The organism is Ignavibacteria bacterium (assembly GCA_025612375.1).
GTDB lineage: Bacteria > Bacteroidota > Ignavibacteria > Ignavibacteriales > SURF-24 > JAAXKN01.
In genome coordinates this window covers 1-1,331 of sequence record JAAXKN010000125.1, presented here as the reverse complement: position 1 = coordinate 1,331, position 1,331 = coordinate 1, and the positions used below count along the sequence as shown (strand labels likewise).

General features: G+C 34.4%; 1 protein-coding gene. It reads left to right on the top strand.

The genetic code is table 11. The annotated features are described in order from the left end of the window. On the top strand, positions 1–1,331 hold a 1,331-nt coding region (locus tag HF312_21620), incomplete at both ends, for a DUF5011 domain-containing protein (protein MCU7522807.1).

The window sequence follows — 1,331 nt, the reverse complement described above, 5'->3', positions numbered from 1 at the left end:
AATGCATTTACATTAATTGAGTTAATAGCAGTTATTGTATTATTAGGAATTATTCTAGCCATAGCTATTCCAACTATAACAGGAGTAATTAGGAGCTCATCAAAGAATGCCTTTGAAAGTGACGCGAAAATGGTACTCAAGGGTGTCAATTATAAAAAGTTAGAAAATGAAAGTTTTGATCCAACGACAGTAAATAAAAGTAATATATATGAATTGCTTGGTATATCAGATAATAATTATGATAATGTTACGATAGCTATAGACAAAGGTACCATGATTATTAGTATTATTGGTGCAGATAAATGGGCAGGCTTTGTAGCTTGTGGAACATACCATGATATGAAAGTAGTAGAAAATGTATCAGATTGTGATGTAGATTCAGAGCCACCAGTAATAACTATTGCAGGAAATAATCCCACTAATATTTATGTAGGGGATACATATACCGATGCAGGAGCAACAGCGATAGATAATATATCAGGTAATGTTACAGATGATATTGTTGCGACAGGCTCAGTCAATCCAAGTGTACCTGGGACATATACCATAACATATAGAGTAAAAGATATGTTTGAGAATGAATCAGTAACAACAAGAACAATCAATGTCATAGATAATGCATATCCAATAATAACGTTTAGTCCAAATGGGAATACAACATATGGAAAAACAAGAAGTACAACGATAACAGCAACAGACTTAGGACTATTAGATAATAGTAGTTTAAAATATGTATGGAGCACATCTACAACAGAACCAGCAGCAGGAACATTTACTAATATATATACAAGTGGGCAGAGTATAAGTACACCAATGGGAGTAACAGGAGCTTATTACTTATGGGCTGTAGCCGTAGATACGTCAAGTAACAAGACAACAACAAAAAGTAATGTATTCAACTTAGACAATACAGCTCCAGTAATAACAATGAATGGAAGCACTCCTGTAACAGTAAATAAAGGGAGTACATATGCAGATGCAGGAGCAACAGCCACAGATAACGTAGATGGTACAGTAACTGTAACATCAACAGGAAGTGTCAATCCAAGTGTCGTAGGAACTTACACGATTACTTATAATGCAACAGATAGTAGTGGTAATGCAGCAACATCTGTAACAAGAACCATTAATGTTGTAGATGTATCAGCACCAGTTATAACAATATTAGGAAGTAATCCAACAAATATAAATGTAGGCTCAACTTATACAGATGCAGGAGCAACAGCTCTTGATGACGTTGATGGTGATGTAACAAGTAAGATTACAACAACAGGTTCAGTTAACCCTAGTTTAGTAGGAACTTACACTATAACATATACGGTAAAAGATAA